General features: G+C 69.3%; 16 protein-coding genes, 1 pseudogene and 4 CRISPR repeat arrays. Of the genes and pseudogenes, 13 read left to right on the top strand and 4 right to left on the bottom strand.

The features are described from left to right. Positions 1-158: 158 nt before the first annotated feature. Positions 159-479, bottom strand: coding sequence for a hypothetical protein (locus ACFYOH_RS40855; RefSeq protein ID WP_388636428.1), 321 nt, complete (start codon positions 477-479; stop codon positions 159-161). A 1104-nt stretch (positions 480-1583) separates the two neighbouring features. Continuing rightward, positions 1584-1856: a CRISPR direct-repeat array (repeat unit 29 nt; unit sequence GGGACCATCCCCGCGGGTGCGGGGAGCAG). Positions 1857-2084: 228 nt separating this feature from the next. Here ACFYOH_RS40855 and cas3 point away from each other — a divergent pair. The 9 genes from cas3 to ACFYOH_RS40810 all read left to right on the top strand — a co-directional run bounded on the left by cas3 (position 2085) and on the right by ACFYOH_RS40810 (position 14179). Further along, positions 2085-5045, top strand: coding sequence for a CRISPR-associated helicase Cas3' (gene cas3 / locus ACFYOH_RS40850; protein ID WP_388636426.1), 2961 nt, complete (start codon positions 2085-2087; stop codon positions 5043-5045). 680 nt (positions 5046-5725) lie between these two features. Next, the gene (gene casA / locus ACFYOH_RS40845; protein ID WP_388636424.1) at positions 5726-7420 is read left to right on the top strand and encodes a type I-E CRISPR-associated protein Cse1/CasA; all 1695 of its coding nucleotides are present in this window, start codon (positions 5726-5728) and stop codon (positions 7418-7420) included. After that, the gene (gene casB, locus ACFYOH_RS40840) at positions 7417-8019 is read left to right on the top strand and encodes a type I-E CRISPR-associated protein Cse2/CasB (RefSeq protein ID WP_388636422.1); all 603 of its coding nucleotides are present in this window, start codon (positions 7417-7419) and stop codon (positions 8017-8019) included. Before casA ends, casB begins: the two co-directional genes overlap by 4 nt. Before the next feature lie 80 nt (positions 8020-8099). Continuing rightward, complete coding sequence (gene cas7e / locus ACFYOH_RS40835; RefSeq protein ID WP_388636420.1) at positions 8100-9293, top strand: type I-E CRISPR-associated protein Cas7/Cse4/CasC; 1194 nt, start codon at positions 8100-8102, stop codon at positions 9291-9293. Further along, a complete protein-coding gene (cas5e, locus tag ACFYOH_RS40830) occupies positions 9290-10012 on the top strand; it encodes a type I-E CRISPR-associated protein Cas5/CasD (protein WP_388636418.1) in 723 nt (240 codons plus the stop codon). The genes cas7e and cas5e overlap by 4 nt, the downstream gene beginning before the upstream one ends. After that, positions 10012-10794, top strand: coding sequence for a type I-E CRISPR-associated protein Cas6/Cse3/CasE (cas6e, locus tag ACFYOH_RS40825; protein ID WP_388636417.1), 783 nt, complete (start codon positions 10012-10014; stop codon positions 10792-10794). The genes cas5e and cas6e overlap by 1 nt, the downstream gene beginning before the upstream one ends. A gap of 4 nt (positions 10795-10798) precedes the next feature. Then, complete coding sequence (cas1e, locus tag ACFYOH_RS40820; protein ID WP_388636415.1) at positions 10799-11785, top strand: type I-E CRISPR-associated endonuclease Cas1e; 987 nt, start codon at positions 10799-10801, stop codon at positions 11783-11785. Then, positions 11782-12135: a type I-E CRISPR-associated endoribonuclease Cas2e gene (gene cas2e / locus ACFYOH_RS40815; RefSeq protein WP_388636413.1), complete on the top strand. Its 354-nt coding sequence runs from the start codon at positions 11782-11784 to the stop codon at positions 12133-12135. The genes cas1e and cas2e overlap by 4 nt, the downstream gene beginning before the upstream one ends. Before the next feature lie 92 nt (positions 12136-12227). Then, a CRISPR array of direct repeats spans positions 12228-13538; the repeat unit is 29 nt; unit sequence GTGCTCCCCGCGCCCGCGGGGATGGTCCC. A gap of 92 nt (positions 13539-13630) precedes the next feature. Next, positions 13631-14179, top strand: a complete 549-nt coding sequence (locus ACFYOH_RS40810) for a GNAT family N-acetyltransferase (RefSeq protein ID WP_388636411.1) — start codon at positions 13631-13633, stop codon at positions 14177-14179. A gap of 370 nt (positions 14180-14549) precedes the next feature. On the opposite strand, the gene ACFYOH_RS40805 is transcribed toward ACFYOH_RS40810, so the two are convergent. The 3 genes from ACFYOH_RS40805 to ACFYOH_RS40795 all read right to left on the bottom strand — a co-directional run bounded on the left by ACFYOH_RS40805 (position 14550) and on the right by ACFYOH_RS40795 (position 16035). Further along, positions 14550-15374 carry a hypothetical protein gene (locus ACFYOH_RS40805; RefSeq protein WP_388636409.1) on the bottom strand — a complete coding sequence of 275 codons (825 nt, stop codon included), beginning with the start codon at positions 15372-15374 and terminating at the stop codon, positions 14550-14552. A gap of 115 nt (positions 15375-15489) precedes the next feature. After that, a complete protein-coding gene (locus ACFYOH_RS40800; protein WP_388636407.1) occupies positions 15490-15732 on the bottom strand; it encodes a hypothetical protein in 243 nt (80 codons plus the stop codon). Positions 15733-15750: 18 nt separating this feature from the next. Next, positions 15751-16035, bottom strand: coding sequence for a hypothetical protein (locus tag ACFYOH_RS40795; RefSeq protein ID WP_388636405.1), 285 nt, complete (start codon positions 16033-16035; stop codon positions 15751-15753). A gap of 464 nt (positions 16036-16499) precedes the next feature. Between ACFYOH_RS40795 and ligA the strand changes: the two genes are divergently transcribed. From ligA to ACFYOH_RS40775, 4 genes and pseudogenes are all read left to right on the top strand, one after another. Further along, entirely contained in the window at positions 16500-18587 is a 2088-nt protein-coding gene (ligA, locus tag ACFYOH_RS40790; protein ID WP_388636403.1) for an NAD-dependent DNA ligase LigA, read from the top strand. Positions 18588-18851: 264 nt separating this feature from the next. Beyond that, a CRISPR array of direct repeats spans positions 18852-20405; the repeat unit is 28 nt; unit sequence TGCTCCCCGCGCCCGCGGGGATGGTCCC. A gap of 528 nt (positions 20406-20933) precedes the next feature. Continuing rightward, positions 20934-21326, top strand: a complete 393-nt coding sequence (locus ACFYOH_RS40785; protein ID WP_388636401.1) for a hypothetical protein — start codon at positions 20934-20936, stop codon at positions 21324-21326. A gap of 83 nt (positions 21327-21409) precedes the next feature. Next, the gene (locus ACFYOH_RS40780; RefSeq protein WP_388636399.1) at positions 21410-23560 is read left to right on the top strand and encodes a tetratricopeptide repeat protein; all 2151 of its coding nucleotides are present in this window, start codon (positions 21410-21412) and stop codon (positions 23558-23560) included. 442 nt (positions 23561-24002) lie between these two features. Next, positions 24003-25007: direct repeats of the CRISPR family, unit length 29 nt; unit sequence GTGCTCCCCGCGTCCGCGGGGATGGTCCC. Positions 25008-25484: 477 nt separating this feature from the next. After that, a pseudogene (locus ACFYOH_RS40775) lies at positions 25485-26255 on the top strand (IS256 family transposase); the annotation flags it as partial. Positions 26256-26351: the final 96 nt, after the last annotated feature.

Here is a 26351-nt window from a genome sequence, read left to right as displayed (position 1 = left end):
GTAGCTGTGCGGGCTGGGCGACGACCAGTCCGCCGGCACCGCGGCCGCCACCAGGTGAACGCATAGCAACCCACTGATCCGCAGAGGCGCGCCGGGGACGTCCCGGCGGGCCTTCGTCGTCCTCGGTCTACTACAAGCGTTATTGGTAGGCCGTCCGGTCACCGGCGGCGATGCTGCTCCCGGCGTGGCGGACGCAAGTAGGGCGGCAGGTCGTTGACGGCGGTCTTCTGGACCTGCTCCTGCTTGCTCGTTGGGGGCGCTGATTTGCCGGATGCCTGGGCCGGCTTCTCCATGGCCTTTTCCATGGCCTCCATCCGGGCCACCTTTTCCTTGGCCTCCATGGCGACGAGCGCTGCGACGACGAGCGCGACCTCCAGGCCGGCGAAGATGCCGCCGACGACGTGGCCCGCCACGGTGCGCGAGTGGAACGCCGCGACCCACGGCCAGACGAAGAGGCTCAAGGCCATGACGACGAGCACGAAAGCGCACCCACCTCCGCTGCCACCGCTGCGGCTGCGGTACCGGCGTCTCGTGCTGGTGCTGGCGTAGAACGGACCCACCTTGACGCCAAGTCTCATGGAACGTCCCCCCATAGGCGCGAGTGTGGCGTCACCGTACAGCGCGGGACCCGGGCCGTAAGGCTGGTCGCACGCCCTTCCGCTGCAGCCCTGGGAGTTCACCGATCCGCAGATCGTCGCCGAGACGCGTGCCTGGGTCGCCGACGCCCCAGCAGGACAGCGACCGTCCGCCGTTGGTGATGATCGGCTCGATCGAGAATGGCCAGTGGATCAACTGACACCGCCCCACGGCCTCTCGCCCGTCGGTCCCCTCCTTCTGACCCAAGTTGGTAGTCCCTCAGCGTCGCGCCGGGGGCCTGCATTATCCACAACTATGCCTGCTGTACGAACAACTTCGACTGATCGGCAGAGTTTGGATTTCGGGCTGCGATCACGGCCCTAGAGTTCTCGGTGAGTCGTCGGGCCGCTCTCGGCTCTCTTCCGGTGGAGCTCCCGGAAGAGGAAGGAGGGCTATGTACAAGCTCGATGAGACGCCAGACTGGACGCTCTGGACGCTGGTGGTCGCGCTGATCCAGTTGCAGCTGGATCTGACCGTTCAGCTCAGCCATCTAGTCTGACGCACTCACCCCAGGGGGCCAGCCGTGCGGTTGGCCCCCGCTCCTTGTGCGGAGGTACCCCCGAAGGGAAAACCTCCCCGTCCCGACCAAGGTAGCCGGGACCGGTGGTCGAGCCAACAGAGGCCGGTTTCGCCTGACAGCGGGTTGCCAACCGTGCCATCCTGCAAGGTTTGTATCTACCCTCTCACGCTGACCCTGTGGTGTCCCAGAACCCGGTGTACGCGATCGTGTCGGCCGTGACGGGCGGCTGCCGGTCGGCGAGGAGGGGGTGGGTGGCGCACATCTGCCCGACGACCTTGTTGACCCAGCGGGACTGCAGGGCGCGGCGGCGGGCGCTCGGCTCGATCGAAAACGGCCAGTGGGTCGACTGGAACCTCGAAGCGGTCCGGCGTCCGCCGTCCCCTCCTTCTGACCCGCGCCCGACCAGCGAGAACGGCCCCGCGCGAAGGAAGCGCACGGGGCGGGTGCGGGGAGCAGTTGACCTGAGTCGTTTCGATGAAGACCACGTCGGGACCATCCCCGCGGGTGCGGGGAGCAGAGCTTCGACTCGACTGCCGCGTCCTTCGATGCGGGACCATCCCCGCGGGTGCGGGGAGCAGGGACTGGTCCCCGGGGACGGCTTCCGGAGGTGGGGACCATCCCCGCGGGTGCGGGGAGCAGGCGCCCTGACTCTGGTGTGTCCGCACACCGCCGGGACCATCCCCGCGGGTGCGGGGAGCAGACTGCGCGGCCTGCGGGTTTATGGCGCAGGTGCTGTGGTTTCCATGAGTTCCGAGGAGTCCGGCAAAAAGAATTTATCGCCCATTCGGGTTCCTGTCCCGACGATCGGTCGAAGATCCACTTTCGGATCGCCTCTGTGCCAGCGTCTGTGGCGTGGGGCTTAACAATAGTCCTACGCGCTTTCTTCGTATTGGCTTCACGCTTCATATACATCCTGTATGTATCTGGCATGACAGGTGAGGGGGCCGCCCCTGTAGGGCTTCACGCCCGGCTGGGCGGGCCGGCGTTGTCCGTATGGGCCAAGCACGAGCGTGATTCCGACAGGTGGCTGCCGTTGTGGCGGCACATGGAGGACAGTGCCGCCGTGGCCGGGCGGTTGTGGGACGAGTGGCTGCCGCTGTCCGTCCGGAGGTTGATCGCCGGTGCGCTGCCTGGTGGGGAGGTGGATGCGCGCCGACTGGTGGTGTGGCTGGCCGGTGTGCACGACATCGGGAAGGCGACGCCCGCGTTTGCTTGCCAGGTGGAGCAGTTGGCGCAGGTCATGCGTGGCCATGGGCTGGAGATGCGCTCCAGGCAGGCGATGGGTGCGGACCGGCGGCTTGCGCCGCATGGACTGGCCGGGCAGGTGTTGCTCAGGGAGTGGCTGGAGGAGCGGCACGGCTGGACGGTCAAGCAGGCCGGTCAGTTCACGGTGGCGGTGGGCGGGCATCACGGGGTGCCGCCCGAGCACGGCCAGATTCAGGCGCTCGACGGTCACCTTCATCTGCTGCGCACACACGGGTCAAGCCAGGTGCTGTGGAAGCGGGTGCAGGAGGAGTTGCTCGACGCGTGCGCGGATGAGTTCGGCGTACGGCAGCGCCTGGGGGCCTGGCAGGCGGTGAAACTGCCGCAGCCAGTACAGGTGCTGCTTTCTGCGCTGGTCATCGTCTCCGACTGGATCGCCAGCAATCCTGACCTCTTTCCCTACTTTCCTGAGGATGTACCCCGCACAGGCCCAGAGCGCATCGCGGCCGCTTGGCGTGGACTGGACCTGCCAGGCCCATGGCATGCCAAGGAACCGGTGGGGAATGTGCAGGAGCTGTTCGCGTCCCGGTTCGACCTTCCGCCGGGGGCGAAGGTCCGGCCGGTGCAAGAAGCGGCTGTCGAACTGGCACGGAGCATGGACGAGCCGGGGCTGATGGCGATCGAGGCGCCGATGGGGGACGGGAAGACGGAGGCCGCGCTCGCCGCTGTAGAGGTCCTTGCCTCGCGGTTTGGGTCGGGCGGTGTGTTCTTCGCGTTGCCGACGATGGCCACCGGCAACGCGATGTTCCCCCGTCTGCTGGACTGGCTCGACCGTCTGCCAGCCCCCGAGGGGACTCGCTACTCGGTGCAGCTGGCCCACTCCAAGGCTGCTCTCAACGACGACTTCGCCGATCTGATGGGCAAGGGCCGGCGGATCGCCGCGGTCGACCTGGACGGATCCGAGGAGCGTGAGTGGCGTCCGACGAGCCGGAACCGTTTTGCTGCCGCAGAACTCGTCGCCCACGCCTGGCTGCGAGGGCGAAAGAAGGCCATGCTGTCGTCGTTCGTTGCGGGCACGGTCGATCAGCTGCTGTTCGCCGGGCTCAAGAGCAGGCACCTGGCGATGCGTCACCTCGCGATCGCCGGGAAGGTTGTCGTCATCGACGAGGCGCACGCCTACGACACGTACATGAGCGCCTATCTCGACCGGGTGCTGTCGTGGCTGGGTGCGTACCGGGTACCGGTGGTAGTGCTGTCCGCGACGCTGCCGGCCGGCCGGCGAAGGGAGCTGGCCGAGGCGTACGCGGGAAAGGCCGCGGGTGAGGCCGCGGCCTCGTTCGATGCTGTTGCCCAGGCCGACGGGTATCCGCTCTTGACGGCGGTCACGCCCGGGGGCGAGCCGGTCATACGGTGCCCTGCGGCCTCGGCCCGCGGCACGGACGTCGAACTGGAGCGGCTCGACGACGACATGGACATCCTGGCCGACCGGCTGGAGAGGGAACTCGCCAAAGGCGGCTGCGTCCTCGTCGTACGCAACACGGTGCGCCGTGTCCTTGAAGCAGCGGCTGCGCTGCGGGAGAGATTCGGCGAGGCGCACGTCACCGTCGCCCACTCATGTTTCATCGACGTCGACCGTGCCGCCAAGGACGCCGGCCTCTTGAAAAGCTTCGGGCCGCCCGGCAAGGCCGACCGGCCGCAGGCGGCGCACATCGTCGTCGCCAGCCAGGTCGCCGAGCAGTCCCTGGACGTCGACTTCGACCTGCTGGTCACCGACCTCGCCCCGATCGACCTCCTGCTGCAGCGCATGGGACGCCTGCACCGGCACCTGCGCGGCGGCGAGAAACAGACCGACCGGCCAGAGCCGCTGCGCCAGGCACGCTGCCTGGTCACCGGCGTCGACTGGAGCGCCCCAGTTCCCGTGCCGGTGCGCGGATCACTCGCCGTATATGGGGTGCACGCGCTACTGCGTTCAGCTGCCGTCCTACTGCCGCACCTCGGCGGCGGTCCGGAGCGCCCCGTAAGGCTGCCGGCTGACATCAGTCCACTGGTGCAGCGCGCCTACGCCGACGAGTTCGACGGCCCGGTCGGCTGGGCGGAGGCACTGGAAGCGGCCCGCGCGCGCCACGAGGAGCATCGCGCAGACCAGGCCGAGCGGGCTGCGACGTTCCGGCTGGATGCGGCCGCCCGTCCCGGCCGGCCGCTGTTCGGCTGGGTTGCAGCGGGGGTCGGCGACGCGGACGACACTCGCCAGGGGCGGGCCCAGGTACGCGACAGCCGCGAGAGCCTGGAGGTCGTGGTCGTGCAGCGGCGCGCTGACAGCACCTTGGCCACGGTGCCGTGGCTCGCACCCGACAGCAAGGGTCACCCCCGCGCCGGGCTGCCACTGCCCACAGACCAGGTGCCGACTGCTCTTGCGGCCCGCACCGCGGCAAGCTGCGGACTGCGGCTGCCGATCCAGTTCAGCTACGCCGACGTCATGGACCGGGCGATCGACGAGCTCGAGGAACTCCATATCCATGCCTGGCAAATGAGGGGCAGTCACTGGCTTGCTGGCCAGTTGATCCTGCCGCTCGACGAGGACTGTCAGACCCACCTGGCAGGCTTCCGTCTTCGGTACAGCCCCAGTGACGGTCTTGAGGTGACCCGCGATGAGCGGTTGGAGGGCAGCGCGGCCCGCAGTGGTTGAGCACAAAATCCCCGCACGGGCGGGGAGCAGTGAAGGCACAAGCTTGGGTGCGCCTCTTAGGTTGGGGCCATCCCCGGCTCAGCAGGGAGCAATGACCGAATGCTACTCGAGGGCCCTTTCCGTGCACGCGGGCTCGCCTTCTGGGCTGGGTGTGGCGCGAGTTGGAGAGATGGAGCCCTGTCGGCCTCTTTCCGCCCACCGGACCAAGGGCAGGCCCGCTACGGCGGATATCACACTTGCCAGGGTGGCGGCGACGCCCCACCTCGAGGCTTCATCCGCCGGGCCTGGCAGCGGGAGCCAGCGACCCAGCAAGAGGGCTAACCAGAAGATGATCGCAACAGCTCCTGTCACCACCACCCACCGGACCCATCTGTTCAACTCATCTCTCCTCTTAGGTTGTTGCACCATGGATGCATGAACTCTAGGGGATTGGAGCCCTCATGCCGCACGCCTTAGCAGAAATCAGTGAATCGCCCCAGCCCATAGGGTCGTTCCGCAAAGACGCACCGACTTCGTCGCAGCGGCCAGCCAGCCTGAAAGCCCGTCCGCAAGGGGCGGACCGAGGCCTGCGGAGGCCGATGATCAAGGTGTCGCCGGTCCGGCCGTCCGCTGCCGGCTGTCAGACCCACCTGGCAGGCTTCTGCCTCCCGTACAGCCCAGTGACGGCCTCGAGGTGACCCGTGCCTGAAACCGACCAGAACAACAGCGACGGTGTGTTGTCGTTCGACCTCACTGCCCGGCCGTGGATCCCCGTGCTCAGAAGGGACGGCAGCCAGGACGAGCTGTCGCTGCGCCAGGTGTTCGAGCAGTCGCATGACCTGCGGCGCATCGTTGGTGACCTGCCAACCCAGGAGTTCTCCCTGGTCCGTCTGCTGCTCGCGGTCGCACACGACGCACTCGACGGGCCGCAGGACACCGACGCATGGGCGGAGCTGTGGGCAGACGAGACCTGCTTCGCGCCGGTCGGGGCGTACCTCGAGGCGCACCGAGGACGGTTCAACCTGCTGGATGCTAAGGCGCCGTTCTTCCAGACCACAGGTTTGCGCACGGCGAAGGACGAGGTGTTCTCCCTAAACCGGATCGTGGCCGACGTCCCCAACGGAGAACCGTTCTTCACCGCCCGCATGCCCACCGTCGAGCGGCTCACCTTCGCCGAAGCAGCCCGCTGGGTCGTCCACGCACACGCCTACGACACCTCCGGCATCAAGACCGGAGTGGAAGGCGACAAGCGCGCCAAGGGAGGCAAGGTCTACCCGCTCGGCGTCGGCTGGGCCGGGAACCTCGGCGGCGTCTTCGTCGAAGGCCGCACCCTGCGCGAGACGCTGCTGCTGAACCTAGTGGCGGCCGACACCTCCAACCTGGAGATCGACAAAGCGGACGCGCCGGCATGGCGCAGGCAGCCGTGCGGCCCGGGCGGCGCCGAGCGCGCCCCGACCGGTGTACGCGACCTGTACACGTGGCAGACGCGGCGCCTGAGACTCCACTTCGACGAGACTGGCGTGCACGGCGTCGTCCTCGGCTACGGCGACCCGCTCACCGCCCGCGACCGTCAGCACCGAGAACCGATGACCGCCTGGCGGCGCAGCAAGTCTCAGGAGGCAAAGCTCCGCAAGAGTCCGGTCTATCTGCCGCGCGAGCACGCTCCCGAGCGTTCCGCATGGCGTGGGCTCGGCGCCCTGGTCGCCAACGAGGCTGGCACGGCCCAAGGGTCGGAGCCCGCCGACTATCTACGGCCGGGGATCTTGGAGTGGGTGGCCCGCCTGGTGACGGAGGGAGAGCTGGAACGCGGCTTCCTCGTACGGGCCCGGATCATCGGCGCACGCTACGGCACGCAGCAGTCCGTGATCGACGAGATCGTCGACGACCACGTGGCCATGGCCGTCGTCCTGCTCCACGAGCAGGACCGGCGCTATGCCGAGCAGGCCGTCGCAGCCGTCGGCGACGCCGATCTTGCGGTCAATGCGCTCGGTGACCTCGCCACCAACCTGGCCCGCGCGGCCGGCACCGAGATGGATGGACCCCGCTCCAGCGCACGCGACCTCGCCTACGGTCTCCTCGAGGCCCCGTACCGCACCTGGCTCGCACACCTCGCCGACACCGACGACCCGTACGCGCAGCGCACCGACTGGCAGCAGCAGGTGTACGGGATCGTCGGCGGGCTCGGCGACCGGCTGATGGCCACGGCCGGGGACGCGGCCTGGCAGGGCCGGATCGTCCAGCTCAAGCACGGCACCGAGTGGCTCAACTCCGCGCTCGCCGGCAAGTGGTTCCGCGCCGCGCTGTACAAGGGCCTGGGGCGCCCTGACTCCTCTGACATGCCGCCGGATGCGGACGCAAGCCCGGCACCCGAAACCACCGTGAAGGCACCCGCATGACCACCGTCACCGCACCTGCCACCCCACGCGAACGCGTCGCCCGGCTCGCCGCCGGCCACATCGCCGCCCTGCAACGGGGCTACCTCGATGATCAGCCTCATGCCGTCGCGGCCCTCGCCCGACTCCGGCGCGGCGCCGGCCGGGAGGCCGGCCAGCTGCCCGATCTGTGGGCGCTGATCGACACCGGCCCCCTGCACGAAACACCGGACGGTGCCCGACCGCTGAGCGAGAGCGAACTGATCCGGGCCGAGGACGCCCTGCACGTCGCGCTCACCCTCTACGCGCTACACCAGCAGTCCCGACGCTCCGGCATGTACCAGGCCGACCGGCCAGGCCGCCGCCGCGGCCTGGGCGCCGCGGTGCGCCGGATGATGAAGCCCGGCGAGATCGACGAACCCGTGCACAAGCGCCTGGTCCGGGCCGGCACCTCCCTCGACCTGGCCGTCCTCGCCCAGCGGCTGCGCGACATCGTCGTCCTGCTGCGCCGCGAGGACATTGAACTCGATCACGCGCAGCTCGCCGGACAGCTCTACACCTGGCAGTGGCCCGGCGGCGCGGACACCGTGCGCAGGGAGTGGGGCCGTTCCTTCCACGCCTGACAAGGCAAGCCCACCGACGGCGAGCCCTCCCCCGCCGGCACTTACACCACCAGCACCGCAAACACCGACAAGGACGCCTCGTGAACCGCATCTTCCTCGACGTGCACGCCCTGCAGACCGTGCCGCCCAGCAATTTGAACCGTGACGACACCGGCGCGCCGAAGACCGCGGTGTACGGGGGCGTGCCGCGCGCCCGCGTCTCCAGCCAGGCATGGAAGCGAGCCACCCGTACGTACTTCAAGGAAGAGCACCTGCTGGACGCGAGCGAGCTCGGCGTGCGGACCAAGAAGATCGTGGAGGCGGTCGCCGACCGGATCACCGCCCTCGATCCCTCCCTCACCGGCGAGACGGCGCTGCTAATCGCGGACGAGACGGTGAAAGCCACCGGACTGAAGACCGAGGTTCCCAAGCGCAAGGCGGCCGCGGCCAAGGACGGTGAGCCGGAACCGGCACCCCAGTCGAAATACCTGGTGTTTCTCAGCGCCCGCCAACTCGACGGACTGGCCCGCCTCGCCGTCGAGGGCGCCGCCGACATCACCGCCCATCTGAAGGACAAGGAGAACAAGGGCCGGGCGAAACAGATCGCGGACACCTTCCACTCCGTGGACATCGCCCTGTTCGGCCGCATGGTGGCCGACGACGCCGACATCAACGTTGACGCCGCCGTCCAGGTCGCTCACGCCATCAGCGTCCACCGCGTGGACAACGAGTCCGACTACTACACCGCCGTCGACGACGAGAACACCGACGCAGAGACCGGCGCCGGCATGATCGGCACCATCGACTTCAACTCCGCCACTCTCTACCGCTACGCCGCTCTCGGCGTCCACCAGCTCGCCGCCAACCTCGGACGGGGCCTGCGCGACGACGAGCCACGCACCGAACCGGTCCGCCGCGCCGTGGAGGCCTTCGTCCACGGCTTCGTCGCCTCCCTGCCCACCGGCAAGATCAACACCTTCGGGCACCACACGCTGCCCGACGCCGTGATCGTCAAGCTGCGCACCACCCGGCCCGTCAGCTTCGTCGCCGCATTCGAGGACCCGGTGCGCGGCGAGAGCGGCGGCTACGTCCGCGAGGCATCAGAACGTCTGGCCGCGTACATCCCCGACATCGAGCGCGCCTACGGCGACGAAGAATCCACGCTCACCTGGGTCCTGCGCGTCGGCCCGAACACCCAGCAACTCGCCGGGATCGGCACCGAGTCGCAGAACATCGGCGAACTCGTCACCGCCGTCGGCCAGGCCGTCGCCGAGCGCCTGGAGAAGCCCGCATGAGCGTGCTGACCCTCCGGCTCGCAGGCCCCCTGCAGTCCTGGGGGGCCTCGGCCCGCTTCGCCCGCCGCACCACCGAGTCCGCCCCCACCAAGAGCGGCGTCATCGGCATGCTCGCTGCCGCAGCCGGCGTAGAACGCGGCGACGACGACAAGCTGAAGCCGCTCGCCGCCTTGCGGTTCGGCGTCCGCATCGACCAGCCAGGAACCCGGGTACGGGACTTCCAGACCGCCCACCACGGCGTCACCGGCAAATCCATGCCGTTGTCCGAACGCTTCTACCTAGCCGATGCCGTGTTCGTCGCCGCTGTAGAAGGCGATCGCCCGCTGCTCGCCGAGTTGCATGCGGCGCTGCGCGCCCCGGTGTATGCGCCGTTCCTCGGCCGCCGCTCCTGCCAGCCCGCCCTGCCGGTCGAGCTCCACCTCTACGACCACGGTGGTCTGCAGGACGCCCTGCGTGAGGAACCGTGGCAGGCCTCTCCCTGGTACCGCAAGCAGTACCGCGACCGGAACGAGGTCGAACTGACCGTGCTGCGCGAGGCGGACGAGTACGAGCAGAATGTCGCGGACACCCTGCGCGACCAGCCGCTCAGCTTCGCCGCCGAGCACCGGCGCCACATCCTGCGCACCCAAGTCACCGACAGCGTGCGTATCCCCAACCCGTCCGCCCGGCAACTGCCCCGGCATGACCCGTTCGACGCCCTGCACGAAGAGAGCGCCTGATGTTCCTTACCCGCTTCCGCGTAAACACCGCGCGGTCCGGTGCTCGCCGCCTGCTGTCCTCACCGCAGGCCATGCACGCGGCCCTCATGTCGTCCTTCCCGACGCTGCTGCCCACCGACACTCCCCCCTCAGGCGGCCCGCGTGTGCTGTGGCGGCTGGACCACACCACCCGCGCCGAAGTCATGCTGTACATCGTCAGCCCTGACCGGCCCGACCTCACCCATCTCGTCGAACAAGCCGGCTGGCCCGCCGCAGCTGCCGCCGACCCGGCCGAGCCAGGCTGGCAGAGCCGCCCCTACGGCCCGTTCCTCGACCGGCTCGCCACCGGTGACCGGTGGGCGTTCCGCCTCACCGCCAACCCCGTCCACCACGCCCGTCGGAAGGACGACGAACCGACCAAGCGCACCGCGCATCTCACCCCGGTACATCAGATGGGCTGGCTCCTCAAACGCCAGGAAACCTGCGGCTTCCGCATACTGGAAAAAGCAGACGACAAGCGACTGTTTCCCCGCGGCACCACCCACACGAGGCAGCCCCACTACGGCGACCGATACGAACTGACCGTCCGCGACAAACGCGCCCTTGCCTTCGACAAGTCCCGCAGCACCGGCTCCCAAGGCGGCCGCCAGGCACCCGTCAGCCTGGTCACCGTCACCTTCGACGGCCGCCTCGAGATCACCGACCCACAGCTGCTGCGCGGTGCCCTGACCCAAGGGATCGGCAAGGCCAAGGCATACGGCTGCGGCCTGCTCACTCTGGCACCACTCGGCACGACAAGGTGAGACGGTGACCACAGTCTCCCGGCGCACCGCGCTGACCCCACGCCAGCTCACCCGCACCAGCGAACGGCTGTCCTTCGTCTACCTCGAGCGCTGCACAGTGCACCGGGACGCCAACGCCATCACCGCCGATGACGCCAACGGCACCACCCACATCCCATCGGCGACCATCGGCACTCTCCTCCTCGGGCCCGGCACCCGTATCACCCACCAGGCGATGAGCGTCCTTGGCGAAACCGGCGCCGCCGTCTGTTGGGTGGGAGAGCAGGGCGTGCGCTACTACGCCGGCGGCCGCGCCCTGACCCGCTCCTCCGCGCTCGCCGAAGCACAAGCTGTGCAATGGGCAAACATCCGCAGCCGGCTCGCCGTCGCCCGCGCCATGTACCAACTGCGCTTCCCCGACGAAGACCCCGCCGGCCTCACCCGCCAGGAACTCCTCGGCCGTGAAGGCAGCCGCGTCAAGGACTGCTATCGGGCCCAGTCCGCCCGCACCGGCGTCCCCTGGCGTGGCCGCCGCTACACCCCTGGTGACTTCACCAGCGGCGACCCTGTGAACCAGGCCGTCACCGCCGCCGCCCAGTGCATGTACGGCATCGCCCACGCAGTTGTCGCCTCCCTCGGCTGCAGTCCGGCGCTCGGTTTCGTCCACTCCGGCCACGAGCTGTCCTTCGTCCTCGACATCGCCGACTTGTACAAGACGGAGATCGGCATCCCGCTCGCCTTCGACGTCGCCGCCGAGGACGAGGAAGACATCGGCCCGCGCACCCGCCGTGCCCTACGGGACCGCATCAACGAGACGTCCCTGCTCGACCGCTGCGTCAACGACATCAAACGCCTCCTGTTGCCGGAGACTGCCCCGGCCGCGGCGACGAACGACGACCTCGACGTCGTCACCCTCCACAGCGACAGCGGCCACACCGTCGCTGCGGGCCGGAACTACGGCGGCGGAACCGATGAGCACGACGCCTACGGCGATGTGGAGCTCTCCTGGTGACCGTCATCGTCCTCACCAACTGCCCACCCAGCCTGAGGGGCTTCCTCACCCGCTGGCTCCTCGAGATCTCCGCCGGCGTCTTCATCGGCAACCCGTCCGCCCGGATCCGTGACCTGCTCTGGGACGAGGTCCAGCAGTACGCCCACCAGGGCCGAGCCCTCCTTGCCCACACGACGAACAATGAACAGGGCTTCACCTTCCGCACCTACGACCATGTCTGGCACCCGGTCGACCATGAGGGTCTGACCCTGCTCCGCCGTCCGAACACCGAGAGCTCCTCAAATGCCTCGGGCACCCCACGGAAAGGCTGGAGCAACGCATCCAAGCGACGGCGGTACGGCAGAAGCTGATGAACGTAATGCCCCATATTAGCGCTTTGCCGGAATCGGTGAAACTGCTTCAGAACGACGTGCCTCCGTGACAAAGCCGCAGCTCACGAAGTGTGCTCCCCGCGCCCGCGGGGATGGTCCCGCGGCTTCGGCGACCTTGTCGTGGCCGGCGGCGTGCTCCCCGCGCCCGCGGGGATGGTCCCCTGCAGCAGCTGCTTGCCGCGGTGGGCGGGGCGTGCTCCCCGCGCCCGCGGGGATGGTCCCCACGTCAGGAACTCGTCCCAGGTCTTGCCGACGTGCTCCCCGCGCCCGCGGGGATGGTCCCCCACCGCGCGCCGCGGACCAGGCGCCGGACGAGTGCTCCCCCGCGCCCGCGGGGATGGTCCCCATCGCCGCCTCCTAGGTGATCAGGCCGGGGAGTGCTCCCCGCGCCCGCGGGGATGGTCCCCCGTCGTCCTGTTTTTGGGTGTGCGAGGTCTGGTGCTCCCCGCGCCCGCGGGGATGGTCCCACCGTTTGGGTGCGGGCCGGCTGGGACGCCGAGTGCTCCCCGCGCCCGCGGGGATGGTCCCGGCACCAATCCGACGGTGCTGGCCCTGGCCGAGTGCTCCCCGCGCCCGCGGGGATGGTCCCGCATGGCCTTTGCCATGTCGTACGGCCACTTCGTGCTCCCCGCGCCCGCGGGGATGGTCCCCAACCACGCGCCCCAACACCCGGGAGCCCACTGTGCTCCCCGCGCCCGCGGGGATGGTCCCGCGGCCTGCACGGACTCGGCTTGGCCGGTCGGGTGCTCCCCGCGCCCGCGGGGATGGTCCCACCTGCCGGCGCAGGCCGTCCAGCCGCATGCGGTGCTCCCCGCGCCCGCGGGGATGGTCTCGCCGCGGCATCCGTCGCCGGTCACCTCTACACGTGCTCCCCGCGCCCGCGGGGATGGTCCCGGGATTTTGGCCTCGTCCATGAAGATGGCGAAGTGCTCCCCGCGCCCGCGGGGATGGTCCCACGCCGGACGCCGACGCGGTGAGGGGGAACCGGTGCTCCCCGCGCCCGCGGGGATGGTCCCAACGACCGCGCCAGTGCGGCCATGGACGTCATGTGCTCCCCGCGCCCGCGGGGATGGTCCCCACCACATCACCGTGAACGGCGCGCTCGTTGCGTGCTCCCCGCGCCCGCGGGGATGGTCCCAGCGAGAGCCGCGGACGGCAGACGGCCCGCCAGTGCTCCCCGCGCCCGCGGGGATGGTCCCGGGTTGTCGTGAGATCCTGCATGGCGGGATCAGTGCTCCCCGCGCCCGCGGGGATGGTCCCCCCACGGCGAGGCAGATCCCGACGAAGACGGGGTGCTCCCCGCGCCCGCGGGGATGGTCCCTACACGGCCGGCGGCGGGTACTGACATGTCGGGTGCTCCCCGCGCCCGCGGGGATGGTCCTGCCTGACCTCGTCGAGGGCGAGGCCCAGGCCAGTGGCTTGATCGGTCTGCGCGTCTTGATCGCTTCCGAGCCTGCTGCCTAGGTTGGCTGGCATGGCTGCCCCCAAACGCCTCGCCTGGCCACCTGCCCCCATCAAGACCGAGCGGCTCGTACTCCGCGAGTCCGAGGCCCGGGACCGCGAGGCGGTCATTGAGCTGAACGCCTCGCCAGAGGTGAACGCCTACCTTGGTGGCCCTCGACCGCGCGCCGAGCTCGAACGCACGGTGCCCGAGGTGCCCGGGCAGCGCTGTGGCTGGTTCGTGGTCGAGCTCGACGGAGCAATGATCGGCACGGTCCAGCTCAAACCGCACGCCCCCGAGAGTCCGAGTAACCGCCGTCTGGAGGCCGGGGAGACGGAACTCGGCTACTTGTTCCTACCGGAGGCGTGGGGCCGCGGGTACGCCACCGAGGCGTGCACAGCGGCACTCGACTGGTTTGCCGGCGCGCTGCCCGGTGAGCCGGTGGTGCTCTACACCCAGACCGCCAACGCCAGCTCGATGCGCCTCGCGGCGAAGCTCGGGTTCACCGAGCTGGAACGGTTCGAGGCGTGGGGAGCCGAGCAGTGGTTCGGCGTGTGGTCTTCGCTCACGCCGTCCAATTGATCGGCTCTGCGGTCGACGATCGCACAGGCTTCCCCGGCCCCCGGTCAGGCGCCCTGCCTGGGGTGTTCGGCGGCGATGGCTGCGCACAGCGGGTCAGCGAAGGTTTTGTCCCACTCCGCGAACGGGGAGTTCGTCGCGACCGCGGGGATGGTCCCGGGCTTCACTGGATGGGCGTGTGTCGACTCGGACGGCAGGCGACTGTTCGTGCAGCCAGCAGGGCGTCCGGGGCTGAGTGGGAGATCGTGGCGCGCTCAATTCTGGGGTGCGTTCTGGGAGTCCAGTTGCCGCCTCCTCCGGAGCCGTACCGGGTGACCGAGCTGTAGCAGGACATGCCGGAAGGGCCCGACCGCACTCGCGGTCGGGCCCTTGGTCATGCGGCCGGAGGTTCCTCCGTCTCCGGTGGTGCGGCTCGGTCGTCGATGACGATGCGGACGGGCGTTCCGTCGCCGCTGCGGCTGGGTTTGCTGATGATCTCCTGCACTGCTGCGGTGATCTTCTGCCGGATGTGGTCGGCGATGGCCCGGGTCACGGGGTTACCGGTCGTCTCTGCCACCTGGCCGAGGCTGGTGATGGCGGCTACGAGGCTGGGTCCGGAGAAGCGGACGCTGACGAATCCGTCGTGGTCTTCGACCTTGCCGGGGATGTGGAAGTGCTGTTCGTTTCCGGCGACTTGGATGAGGAAGCCCCAGGTGTCGCGGTGGGCTTCGACGGTGGCGTGGGCGACGCCCGCGGCGGCGCGGAGGATGTCCGGATCGGGTTCGGCAGGGCCGGGGGTCTCAGCCTCCGAGTGCGGCTCCGACGCCGCTGGCTCGGGTTGTGTCGGCGGTGAGGGATCCGCGGTCGGCTCGGGCTCGGGTGGGCTGTCGGTTTCCGGCGCGGCCGGCGTGCTGGCGGCCTGCGCCCGAAGCTGGCTGTCGACTTGGGCGATGGTGCCGCGGATGGCGACGAGTTCGTTGCCGATGCTGGCGAGCGGCCCGGTGGTGATGTCGTTGGTGCGGGCCATGGCGTCGCGGGCGACGGCCCGGATTTCGGCGAGCCCGGTGGTGATGGCGGCGGTGGTGTCCTGCCGGATCTGGTCGATCGTGTGTTGCTGGTCAGAGACCTGCTGCTTGATTGCGGCGAGGTCGGCTGTGATCTGGGTGAGCTGGTGACTGATCTGCCGGATGGACTCCCTGTCTGCGTTGCCGAATGGCACGTTCCCCCCTCATGTTCACTAGTGACCTAAAACAGGGTGGAGTCGGGCCAACCTGGCGACAAGGATGCGATTCGGACACATGGCGGGCCCCCGCCGCAGGTGCGGTCGAGGCTGTTCAGTGCCGAGGTTGGATGTCGTAGATCCGGACGGTCTGCTTGTCCTCGTTGACGGCGAGGACGGCGATCACGAGTGGCCGGACCAGGATGCGGTGGGTTCCGTCGTCGATGCCGTAGGGCTCGGTTTCGATGAACGGCTCGTGGCAGACGTCGGACAGCGCCATGGTGAGCTGTGCGCTGGCCTCGTCGGGGAGGGAGTCCCACACCGCCAGGAGGGTCTCATCGCAGAGGAGCCGGTACACAGCCCCCAGCCTGTCAGGTCAGGCAGCGCCCTGGGACCGGATTCGCGCAGCATCCCCGAGAACACGCTCGGTGACGTCGACCCACTGCCCCGGGGGTTCCTCGCCACGGGCCTCAGCGGCTGCGATCTCCCGGCCGCGCTCGACAGCAGCAACGACGCGCTCCGCCCGCTCCACCCACTCAGCGAACGTCTGCAGCAGCTCGCCCTCCGGCGCACGGTTGATCTCACCGAGAAACTTCTGGGCCAGGACAGGGTTGCCGAGGGCGTCACAGATCCGCTCGATGGTCCACGGCTGCTCGCTCATCCCGGCCTCCCAAACTTTAGCGGGCTTGAGTTTCAGGCTAGCGCGATCCCGGGACCACAGACCAAGAATCCTGTGGGCGAATACTGCCCAGGAACTCCATCGCGGGATTACCAGCCGGAATCCTGCTGGCCGCTGCCAGGCACGGCCGGTCCTTGCTGCAGGGTGGGCGGACGCGGAGCAGTCGGATGGGCCGGACGTCGCGGCTGTCGTCGGCGCGTTCGACGAGGACATTCCGCGGTGCTGTGCGGCCGGTGGTGAGGTGCGGGAACGGGATGGCCGGCGGCGGCCCAGGCCGGGCGTACCGGGTGTGGACGGTGATGGGCTCCCACAAACCCCCGCAGGCGCGGGAATGGTTCCGGCCGAACCACGGCGGCCGCGGTAGGCGGCCTGTGCTCCCTGCAGGCGTGGGGATGGCCCGATGGATTGAGGCGCCGTTGTCAGTGGTGGCAGGAAGGATGGCGCGCATGACAACACCTGCAGCAGTGATCGTGGATGCAGCCGCCTACGCGCAGGCCGTCGAGGACGCAGTGAACGCTTCGGCTGCCTACTACGCGGGCGGCACCTCGGTTCTGGATGACGAGACCTACGACCGGCTCGTGCGCGGCATCGCGGCATGGGAAGCGGCGCATCCCGATCAGGTGCTGCCCGATTCGCCGACGGGGAAGGTTGCTGGCGGCGCCGTGGAGGGGGATGTGCCGCACACGGTAGCCATGTTGAGCCTGGACAACGTCTTCTCGCCAGAGGAGTTCACCGCTTGGACCGCGTCGCTGGCCCGGCGCATCGGCCATCAGGCAGAACGCTTCAGTGTCGAGCCCAAGCTCGACGGTCTGGCAATCGCCACCCGATACACCCGCGGCCGCCTCACTAGGTTGATCACGCGCGGCGACGGCACGGCTGGTGAGGATGTCTCACACGCGATTGGCACCATCGAGGGCTTGCCACGCGAGCTGACCGAGCCGATCACAGTGGAGGTCCGCGGCGAGGTCCTGATGACCACCGCCCAGTTCGAGCAGGCCAACGAGGTTCGTACAGCCCACGGCGGGCAGCCGTTCGCCAACCCACGCAATGCCGCGGCAGGCACCCTGCGCGCCAAGGAACGCGCCTACACGGTACCGATGACGTTCTTCGGCTACGGCCTGCTGGCCCTGCCCGACACCGATACGACCCTGGCGAAGCAGCTCGGCGAGCGTGCGCACAGTGACCTGATGGCGCAAGCCGCTGCGTTGGGAGTGAACACCACCGCAACCACGGCCGTGCCCGGCATCACCTCTGAGACCGTCGAGGACGTTCTGGCCCGGGTAAAGGAGATAGCTGCCGTACGGGCGGAGCTGCCATTCGGAATCGACGGAATCGTGATCAAGGCCGACCTGGCCGCCGATCAACGGGCCGCCGGAGCCGGGACGCGGGCCCCGCGCTGGGCGATCGCCTACAAGCTGCCCGCCGTCGACAAGATCACCCGGTTGCTGGCCGTGGAGTGGAACGTGGGCCGCACCGGCATCATCGCCCCGCGCGCCGTCCTGGAACCCGTCGAGATCGACGGCTCCACCATCACCTACGCCACCCTCCACAACCCGGCCGACATCACCCGCCGCGACCTCCGCCTGGGCGACCACGTCATGGTCCACCGGGCCGGAGACGTCATCCCCCGCATCGAAGCCCCCGTCGCCCACCTGCGCACTGGCGACGAACAGCCCATCATCTTCCCGGAGATATGTCCGCGCTGCGGTGCCGGCATCGACACCAGCGAACAGCGCTGGCGCTGCGTAAACGGCCGCAACTGCCACCTCGTTGCCTCCCTCTCCTACGCGGCTGGCCGCGACCAGCTCGACATAGAAGGCCTCGGCGCCACCCGCGTCATCCAGCTCGTCGAAACCGGCCTGGTCGCCGACCTGGCCGACCTGTTCACCCTCACCCGCGACCAGCTCCTGGGCCTGGAACGCATGGGCGAGACCAGCACCGACAACCTTCTTGCCGCAATCAGCGCAGCCAAGGCCCGGCCGCTGTCGCGGGTGCTGTGCGCCCTCGGCGTCCGGGGCACCGGCAGGTCCATGTCTCGCCGCATCGCCCGGCACTTCGCCACCATGGACGCCATCCGTGCTGCTGACGCGGAAGCGATGCAGCAGGTCGAAGGCATTGGCACCGAAAAGGCCCCCTCGATCGTCGCTGAACTCGCCGAACTTGCCTCGCTGATCGACAAGCTCGCCGCCGCCGGGGTCAACATGATTGAGCCGGGCGCCACCCCTCCCGCTCCCGCCAGCGACGCCGCCAAGGGCGGCTCGCAGACCGACGACGCGCAGGGCGGACCGCTGACCGGGATGACGGTCGTGGTCACCGGTACGATGACCGGCCCGCTTGAAGCTCTCAGCCGTAACCAGATGAACGAGCTCATCGAACGCGCCGGCGGCCGCTCCTCCTCCAGCGTCTCCAAGAAAACCACCCTGGTCGTCGCCGGAGAAGGAGCCGGATCCAAACGCGCCAAGGCAGAAACCCTCGGCATCCGACTCGCCACCCCCGACGAATTCGCCGCTCTCATTGCCGACCACCTCAACTGACCTACACAGCAACGGGCGTGCTCCAGAGCGGCAGGTGCTCCCCGCGCCCGCGGGGAAGGTCCCAGCGACTACGAGGGCGAGATCTCCGGCCCCGGCTGCTCCCTGCGCCCGCGGGGGTGGTCTCCGGCGGATCGGGGGCGGCGTGTCCGATTGCTCCTCGCACATAGGCGGCAGGCGAATCGGTGCGTTTGCTCTCTATGCCGGGATCGGTGAAAGTAATGAAAAGCGAGCTGACTGTGCAGTATGAATGCAGGTCAGCAAGTGTGCTCCCCGCGCCCGCGGGGATGGTCCCTCGACCGAGCCGTCCCGGTTGATGCTCCATCCGTGCTCCCCGCGCCCGCGGGGATGGTCCCTGCATCGCAACCCAGACGAGTCCGGCGGGTGCGTGCTCCCCGCGCCCGCGGGGATGGTCCCGTCGCGGCCGACCTCGAGCCCCCGTGGGCGGGGTGCTCCCCGCGCCCGCGGGGATGGTCCCGACTTCCGGCCGCAGAAGAACGGCCCGTCCATGTGCTCCCCGCGCCCGCGGGGATGGTCCCAACTCGCCGATCCGCTCACGCAAGAGATCAACGTGCTCCCCGCGCCCGCGGGGATGGTCCCAAGGTCGTTCCGTCTGGTCGTCATCATCCTGAGTGCTCCCCGCGCCCGCGGGGATGGTCCCTGGGCCGGGAGGATGGGACCTTGGGGGTCTTCGTGCTCCCCGCGCCCGCGGGGATGGTCCCCGCTGCAGGTCCTCGCTCGCCCACCGGAACGGGTGCTCCCCGCGCCCGCGGGGATGGTCCCCTGCAGCAGGCGACGACCGCGCTGCCGTCGGTGTGCTCCCCGCGCCCGCGGGGATGGTCCCGACCGCCTCGCATAACCCGAAGGACAGCACTCGTGCTCCCCGCGCCCGCGGGGATGGTCCCTACGGCGAACTCGCCTGGCGGTACGGCTCGAAGTGCTCCCCGCGCCCGCGGGGATGGTCCCGCACGGCGCGCAGCCGTCACGAACTTCGGAGTGTGCTCCCCGCGCTCGAGGGGATGGTCCCGTGTCGCGCCTTGGGAATGAAACAACAGAGTTTGTGCTCCCCGCAGCCGCGGGGATGGTCCCGGTCTCGTGCAGTTCTCGGTGTAGCGAGGTAGGTGCTCCCCGCGCCCGCGGGGATGGTCCCCATGGATGCCGCCGGCTGCGCAACCCGGAGGAGTGCTCCCCGCGCCCGCGGGGATGGTCCCGCCAGGTTGCCGAACGCCAGGTGGAGGAACAGCTGCTCCCCGCGCCTGCGGGGATGGTCCCCAATCCCTACGTGTTGCGCTTCCACAACGGCGCTGCTCCCCGCGCCTGCGGGGATGGTCCCGCATGGCACGCCCGGCAGGTGCAGGCCGCGGTCTGCTCCCCGCGCCTGCGGGGATGGTCCCGTATCGGAGGCCCCGCCATGGGCAAGGTTCTGCTGCTCCCCGCGCCTGCGGGGATGGTCCCCGGTGCAGGGCGAGCGCGGCGTAGTCCAGGAACTGCTCCCCGCGCCTGCGGGGATGGTCCCGGCCGTGGTCGGCACGTCTAGAGCGGACGCAACTGCTCCCCGCGCCTGCGGGGATGGTCCCGAGGCCGTCGGCGGGGTTACGGCTGACATCGCCTGCTCCCCGCGCCTGCGGGGATGGTCCCAGCAAGGCGGCGGCATCGGCGAACGCTCAAGTCTGCTCCCCGCGCCTGCGGGGATGGTCCCAGGAGTCCGCCCGCGAGGTCGCCGCCCTGGTCCTGCTCCCCGCGCCTGCGGGGATGGTCCCGGACCCTTGTCGATCATCGGCCTGAGCGCGCTCTGCTCCCCGCGCCTGCGGGGATGGTCCCGGGCGCGGTTGGGAAGTCAAGGTACGCGACCTTGTATCGCCAGAGTTTGCCGATTTCGTCGCGTACGAGACTGACGCGTCGGACGCGTATCACTGCTCCCCGCGCCTGCGGGGATGGTCCCAGGTCGCGGAAGTACGAACGGCCGTGGTGCCTGTGCTTACGCCAACCTCGCCGTCGCCCGGTGCTCCCCGTAGGTGCGGGGGATCGTCCCTTACCTGCCTGTCCCATCGGTCGGCTGGCCCGAACCCCAAGTCCGCGTGCCCGCCGAAGAGCGTGTCGAAGGTGACAACCCGCAGGACGGGCATGTGGATCTCCATCATTCAGTCGGCCAGCAGCTCCATCGCCCCAGGGCCAGGATGGGCCGTCGCTGTCCCGGCCGCCTCCCAGCACACAGCCCGACCAACGCCCCCAATTCGGCAACGGAAGCGCCATGCGGGCAAAGTTCATGATTTCACCACGGTGGGTGCGAAGGTGCCGTAGTATCCGTCGCCCGGCGGGAATTGAGTGCCGGGAGGGCAGGGGGAGATCGTGGATCTTGCTGACATCGAAAACATCGCACGTGCCGCGGCGAATCTGTTCGCGACGGCGATGGTCAGCTCGGCGGGTGGGGAGCTTGCCAGCAGCGGGGTACGTCGGCTGGTCGAGCTGGTGAGGGCCAAACTGAACGACAGCGAGGGCCGCGCCGTGCTGACCCTGATAGATGCGGAACCGTCGAACGACACGCGGGTGCGCATGCTCGGCGACATCCTCACCACGCGGGCACGCTCCGACGCCGAGTTCGCCGAGGCGCTGGCCCGTCTACTCGGGGAGCGCACGTCCGGTACGGCAACGGTGAACGCCGTCGAATCCGGCATCACCGCCGGCGGCGACGTCACCGTACGAGGGCGCAACTTCGGCGGCCGCGACGTCCGGCGTCGATGAGCCGACCGGCACGCGGGAGCAAGCGGCCGCCCCGCGCTCGCACGCCGGGGGAGCCGGATACCGCTTGCGATGAACCGTTATCGGTGAAGGCCTCCGAGAGCGGCATCACGGCCGGCCGCGATGTGCGGCTGCGGGGTATGTACGTGGCCGGCCGTGACCTGTACGCCCCTAGGGTGCGGGTCGTCATGAGGCGGCCGGCAGTGTTCCGCTTCCGGATGCCTCCTCCGCCCGACGATCTGCCGGCCGCCCCGGGCGACTTCACCGGCAGGCGGCGTGAACTCGAACAAGTGCGCAAGGCCGCGCGGAGATCTCCGAGCAGCGGTGGCAGCCCGGGCGTGTGCGTGATCACTGGGCCGCCCGGGGTCGGCAAGTCCGCACTCGCGCTGCGTGTCGCCCGGGAGATCTCCCGCTCGTTCCCTCACGCTCGGCTCTACGCCGACCTGCGCGGTGGGACGGACCGGGCGCCCGCGGAACCCGCCGACGTGCTCGGGCAGTTCCTTATCCAACTCGGCGACCGGCAGCTGGGGCAGGCCACCAGTCTCGACGAACGTGCCGCCCGCTTTCGCGCGGCACTGGCCCGCAAGAGGGCGCTCATCGTGCTCGACGACGCCGCTGGCGCCGACCAGATACGGTCGCTGCTGCCGGGCGGCTCCCGCTGCTTCGTACTGGTGACCTCTCGCCGCCAGCTGACGGGGCTGGCAGGCGCCGAACTCGTGCGTCTCGACGCGCCCAGCGAGGAGGAGTCGACTGCCTTCCTGAGCGCCCAGATCGGTGCCGCGCGCGCTCGCGCGGAACCGGAAGCGGTCGCCGAGATCGTCGCGTTGTGCGGACGGTTGCCGCTGGCGCTCAGAGTGGCGGGGGCGCGGCTGCGACAGCGTCCGCAGTGGCCGGTCAGCAGCCTGCTGGAGGGGCTGCGTCGAAGCGATCGGCGCATGGCCGAACTGCGTGTCGACGATCACTTGGACGTTGGCGCGGTCCTGTCGGTCGGCTATCGGGCTCTAGACGCCGAACCGGCCCGGGCTTTCCGGTTGCTGGCGCTGCTGGAGATGCCGGCCTTCGGTCGTGCCGCGGCAGCCGCGGTGCTCGACCGCGATCCGGTGACCACTGAGAAGACGCTCGATGTTCTGTTGGACGCGGCTTTGCTGGAGGCTCACACCGACCATCGATACCGCCTGCACGACCTGGTCCAGATCTTCGCCGCCGATCGCCTCCGTCAGGAGGAGAGCGCCGCCACGGCCGAGGAGGCATTCCAACGGCTGCTGACGTACTACAGAGGGACCGCGGAAGCCGCTGTCGGCGCCATCAACGGCGAGGCGGAGGCCTCGGCGGAGTTTCCCGACTACGCGACCGCGATGAGCTGGATGCGTCACGAGCAGCACAACGCGCGTCTGCTGGTCGATCGTTGTGTACGCGGCGAGCACGCGGCGCGGCTGATGCAGGCGGCCGCACTGGCCTCCGGCGTGAGCGTCTATCTCGGCCAGTCGTTCCTGTGGAGCGAATGGGAGCAGACCCATGTGGAGCTGCTGCGCGCCCTCGACGCCTCCGGCCAGATCAATGCCGACCTCCTGCGCCGCCGCAGCGCCCTCCTGTGCCAGCAGCACCGCTTCGAGGAGGCTCACTCCCTGCTCAGCCAAGCCCGTTCGCTGTCCCATTTAGAACGCGACGCCATCGGCGAGGCACGTGTCTACTACGAAACGGGCTTCTTGTATCTGCAGCAGGGAAAGTTCGACGAGGCCGAGTACGCATTCGGCCACGCGCTGCGCCGCAGTCGAAAGGTACGCAACACCCGGCTGGTTGCCAAATGTATGCTGGGGCTGGGCACCGCCGCCAGGAACCAGGGCCGCCTCGACCAGGCCCGCGAGTGCTATGAGGCAGCGCGTGAGGGGCTCCAGGCCGGTGGAGACGTTCACAGCCTCGGAGTCTGCTGGATGAACACCGGGAATCTGGAGGTTCAGCAGGGCCGGTGGGACGTCGCCGTACAGGCCTACGAGAACGCCTGGGAGTTGCTGCGGGATTTCGGCGACCAGTCCGGCCAGGAGTCAGTGCGGGCCACTGCGATGCTCAAGCTCGGAATCGCCCATCTACGCGGTGGGAGCCGTCGTCGCGGCCTTCCGTTCGTCATCCGCGGCCTGGTCCTGCTGCGGCGAATTCGGAAAAGCGGCTCGGGTCTTTCCCTGATGCCGCCATTCGGGCAGGCAGGGGCCACACTCACCCGGACACCGAACAGCAAATGATGCCGTACGGCGGCGCCGCTACTGAGGTTGAAGCCATGATGTCGGTGCCCATCGCTGGCGCCGCGTCCGCGGGGATGGCTCCCCGAGCACTGGCTGATGGGGACCGCTTGGTCTGCTCCCTGCGCCGGCGCGGATGGCTGTCAGTGTGGCTGTCGGCGGCACCGGCAAGCGCGGCGACTCTACTTGCGCCCTGCTGCAACGGCACGCTGCCGGTGGTGTGTCAATGCCGTCCTCTACCTGGCTGACGTGTTGGCGACCGGCAAGCCGCGTCGAGCTGACATCTCAGCTGAAGTAAGCGACGAGCACCATGAGTCGGTCGTCGGTGGCAAACGCCGTGGGCTACACCTCAGCAGGACGGCGGTGCGCTTTGTCTTTGATGCCGGATTCGGTGAAAGTAATGAAAAGCGAGCTGACGGCACGGTATGAATGCAGGTCAGCAAGTGTGCTCCCCGCGTCCGCGGGGATGGTCCCATCCGGGGCCGGTGCGGGGGCTTGTGAGACCTGTGCTCCCCGCGTCCGCGGGGATGGTCCCCCGCGCGGCCAGGACGAGTGGGTTCTCATCTAGTGCTCCCCGCGTCCGCGGGGATGGTCCCAGCAGCATGCTGGCAACGATCTGCCCCAGCAGGTGCTCCCCGCGTCCGCGGGGATGGTCCCCGCAGCACGTACGGATTGGCGCCGGTCGTCTCGTGCTCCCCGCGTCCGCGGGGATGGTCCCTCCTGCCGCGGCATGAACGGGTTCGGCCGGTTGTGCTCCCCGCGTCCGCGGGGATGGTCCCACGTCGGCATCCTCCCCCACCTGTCCGCCGATGTGCTCCCCGCGTCCGCGGGGATGGTCCCGCGACTGCAACAACGATGGTCCTGAACAGCAAGTGCTCCCCGCGTCCGCGGGGATGGTCCCTACCCGCACTGACCGCCAGGGCCCAGGCGGTGGTGCTCCCCGCGCCCGCGGGGATGGTCCCGATCGGTGTCGCGGCGGCCGGCGGCACCCACGGTGCTCCCCGCGCCCGCGGGGATGGTCCCTCGCGTACCGACGCACGCATTACCGACCGCAAGTGCTCCCCGCGCCCGCGGGGATGGTCCCGCCCGTGCCGTAGGAGTCACGGGGTACCACGAGTGCTCCCCGCGCCCTCGGGGACGGTCCCCGTCCGCGCGCTCGCCGCCGAGCTAGTCCCGAGTGCTCCCCGCGCCCGCGGGGATGGTCCCACGCCGCCGTTCTGGACCAGGGCGACGCCGGTCTGCTCCCCGCGCGTGCGGGGATGGTCCCTACCCGCGCCTCGCGGACCCGATCCGCCGGTACTGCTCCCCGCGTGTGCGGGAATGGTTCCTCCTCCGCGCGGCGCTGGTCCGGGATGGATGCTTGCTCCCTGCACACGCGGGGATGGTCCCTCCGCGACGTCGCCAACGGCACCGTGAAAGTGCTGCTCGCCGCACCCACAGGGATGGTCCCACCGAGCCCGTGGACCTTTGCTCCCCGCGGACGCGGGGATGCTCCTGCCTTGCCGCCGACCTGGTGGGAGCGCTCATTGTCAGGTCGTGCTCCTAACGCCATGCCACAGCCCAAAGCGAGCTTCAACCCGCATGTCGAATCGACGAAAGTGGTGAAATGCGAGCGGCTAACACGGTAAGAAAGCAGGTCAGCAAGTCTGCTCTCCGCGCCTGCGGGGATGGTCCCCGGATGATGTCGGCAACACCATCCCCCTCGGCCTGCTCTCCGCGCCTGCGGGGATGGTCCCACCGTGCTGACCGCCATCCGCACCGTGGCCGCCTGGTTCCCCGCATCCGCGGGGATGGGGTTGCGTCCAGGAAAGTGGTGTACGGGTTCGACCTGATCCGGGGGTTTGCTCTGGCATCGGGGTGGTGCCCGCATAGATGAACGGCCACCGGCTGATCTTCGAGGTGTCGAAGCTCGAAGGAGATCAGCACGATGACCGCACCTGACAGTCTGCCCCCGCACGCTCTCGCCGAGGACAACCTCGCCGCGGCGAGTCCCGATCTGCTGCGTGCGATGGTCAAGACGTTCGCCGACGCGCTCATGTCCGCAGAGGCCGACGCACTCTGTAACGCCGAATACGGGCAGGTCAGCGACGAACGCGTCAACCACCGCAACGGCTATCGCCCACGCGAGTGGGACACCCGCGCAGGGACTGTTGAGCTTGCCGTCCCCAAGCTGAGGCAGGGCAGTTACTTCCCGCACTGGCTCCTCGAACGGCGCCGGCGGGCCGAGCAGGCCCTCATCTCGGTCGTCGCCACCGCCTACCTGCTGGGCGTCAGCACCCGCAGAGTCGAGAAACTCGCCGAGTCCCTCGGCGTCACCCAGCTGTCGAAATCCCAGGTCAGCGCAATGGCCAAGCACCTGGACGAGCAGGTCGCAGCCTTCCGTAACCGGCCCCTGGATGCCGGGCCGTATGCGTTCGTCTGGGTCGACGCGCTGACCCAGAAGGTCCGCGAGGGCGGCCGCATCATCAACGTCCACGCCCTGATCGCGGTCGGCGTCAACGCCGACGGACACCGCGAGATCCTCGGCATCGACGTCGCCACGGCCGAGGACGGCGCCGGCTGGCTCGCCTTCCTGCGCTCGCTGACTGCCCGCGGCCTGTCCGGCGTCCAGCTGGTCGTCTCCGACGCTCACACCGGCCTGGTGAACGCGATCGGCGCGGTCCTGCCGGGCGCCTCGTGGCAGCGATGCCGCACACATTGAAGCCGTAAAGAATCAACCTGTCGGTGTGTCGGTTTCTTCATGCGAGGCGGCAAGGAGATCGGGGGCGGTGCGGTAGCGGGTCGTGGCCGGGGG

The organism is Streptomyces sp. NPDC007856 (genome assembly GCF_042868225.1).
Lineage (GTDB): Bacteria > Actinomycetota > Actinomycetes > Streptomycetales > Streptomycetaceae > Streptomyces.
This window is presented reverse-complemented; position numbering and strand designations above follow the sequence as displayed.

Excerpts from the sequence above, each read along its gene's own strand:
- cas3 (WP_388636426.1), top strand. The coding sequence starts at position 2,085 with ATGACAGGTGAGGGGGCCGCCCCTGTAGGGCTTCACGCCCGGCTGGGC.
- casB (WP_388636422.1), top strand. The coding sequence starts at position 7,417 with ATGACCACCGTCACCGCACCTGCCACCCCACGCGAACGCGTCGCCCGG.
- cas5e (WP_388636418.1), top strand. The coding sequence starts at position 9,290 with ATGAGCGTGCTGACCCTCCGGCTCGCAGGCCCCCTGCAGTCCTGGGGG.
- cas6e (WP_388636417.1), top strand. The coding sequence starts at position 10,012 with ATGTTCCTTACCCGCTTCCGCGTAAACACCGCGCGGTCCGGTGCTCGC.
- ACFYOH_RS40810 (WP_388636411.1), top strand. The coding sequence starts at position 13,631 with ATGGCTGCCCCCAAACGCCTCGCCTGGCCACCTGCCCCCATCAAGACC.
- ACFYOH_RS40795 (WP_388636405.1), bottom strand. The coding sequence starts at position 16,035 with ATGAGCGAGCAGCCGTGGACCATCGAGCGGATCTGTGACGCCCTCGGC.
- ligA (WP_388636403.1), top strand. The coding sequence starts at position 16,500 with ATGACAACACCTGCAGCAGTGATCGTGGATGCAGCCGCCTACGCGCAG.